The organism is Halomicronema sp. CCY15110 (assembly GCF_016888165.1).
GTDB lineage: Bacteria > Cyanobacteriota > Cyanobacteriia > Phormidesmidales > Phormidesmidaceae > Halomicronema.
Genome location: NZ_JACSWC010000144.1, coordinates 1 through 1,230 on the forward strand (window position 1 = coordinate 1; position 1,230 = coordinate 1,230).

Below are 1,230 nucleotides of genomic sequence, written 5' to 3' on the forward strand. Positions count from 1 at the left end.
AACCAAGTCTTGAAGATCCTGCTGTTCTTTTTCGCTCAGGCGGACAATATAGCGTTTGGGCATTGTCAGCTCACCGCCTTAGTGGTGCAGAAAAGTCCTGAAAGTATTGATATTAGTGGTTTCTCAGATTGAGAAGGGGAGCCATCTATGAGAGGCTGAAGTTCCCCAACTACCAGCAACTGCCATGGCGACTCCCCACCTTTATCGTCAACTGATGACCCAACTGAGTCAATGGGTGAACGCCAAAGAGGTGCGTCATCTGCCAGGGGTCTGCGAGGCGGTGGGTGCGATACTGCAGTCTCAGCAAGCCGCACCCGCTCGTTGGTTGCCCTACCTGAGTCATCGTCGCTGCGGGGCGCGCGCGCATCTGGGGCGACTGCAGTATCTGCTGGACAATCCGCACATCAGTGCCGAGCGCTTCTATCAGCCCTTGCTGCAACGAGTCTTAGCGGCTTTTGCCCACACCGCGGTCACCTTAGCCCTCGATACCAGTATGTTGTGGAATCAGTATTGTCTCGTCGAGGTGTCCCTAGATTGGGGGTGGACGTTCACTGACGGTGGCGCAGGTCGTGCTGGAGCATCCGAGTGCAAGTGTGGCTTTCGAGGACTATCAAACGGTGCTAGAGCAAGCCTATAGCCGGTTGCCAGCCGGGTGCGAGGTGACCTGGTTGGCCGACCGGGGCTTTGACCACAAGCAACTCCTACAGTGGTTGCAAGCTCATCAGTGGGACTGGATGATTCGCCGGAAAGGGGATGTCTCCCTCCGGCTGGCGACCGGACGCCCTTGCCAAGTCAATGACCTTTGGCCCCCACCGGACGAAGCCTATTGCTATCGTCACGTTGAGGTCTATGACGAGATTCCGGCGCACTTAGCTACCGCTCAACTCTCAACCGCCTCGGAGCCGTGAGCCGTGCTCTCCAGTGCCGACCCATCGCTGCACACGTTTGCTCGCTATGGCGAACGCTTTGGCGGCATCGAACCGCATTTCAAGGATTACAAGTCAGCCGGATTCCACCTGCCGCAATCTCGGCGGCGCAACGCTCAGCAACTGACGACCCTGGCGATGCTGCTCGACATCGCCCATCTCATTGCCGTGATGTTCGGGATACTGCTGGTCAGGGCTGGCAAACGTCTACAGCTCAACTGGCACGGCTGATTGACTGACAAAAGTTGTCCGCAAAATGCTTGAAACGATTTATCGATAGAACATTGAGCGCGTAAAGAAGATG

Annotated in this window: 3 protein-coding genes; all 3 read left to right on the top strand. The window is 56.4% G+C overall.

Annotated features, from left to right (window positions below):
• The first annotated feature begins 184 nt into the window (after positions 1–184).
• The 3 genes from JUK32_RS02825 to JUK32_RS02835 are packed head-to-tail and all read left to right on the top strand — an operon-like array spanning position 185 to position 1,157.
• Positions 185–637 carry a hypothetical protein gene (locus JUK32_RS02825; protein WP_204137336.1) on the top strand — a complete coding sequence of 151 codons (453 nt, stop codon included), beginning with the start codon at positions 185–187 and terminating at the stop codon, positions 635–637.
• On the top strand, positions 618–908 hold the full coding sequence (locus tag JUK32_RS02830) for a transposase (RefSeq protein WP_204137337.1): 291 nt from the start codon (positions 618–620) through the stop codon (positions 906–908). Before JUK32_RS02825 ends, JUK32_RS02830 begins: the two co-directional genes overlap by 20 nt.
• A 3-nt stretch (positions 909–911) precedes the next feature.
• A complete protein-coding gene (locus JUK32_RS02835) occupies positions 912–1,157 on the top strand; it encodes a hypothetical protein (RefSeq protein WP_204137338.1) in 246 nt (81 codons plus the stop codon).
• Positions 1,158–1,230: the final 73 nt, after the last annotated feature.

Coding starts and splice junctions, on each gene's coding strand:
- JUK32_RS02825 (WP_204137336.1), top strand. CDS start 185: ATGGCGACTCCCCACCTTTATCGTCAACTGATGACCCAACTGAGTCAA.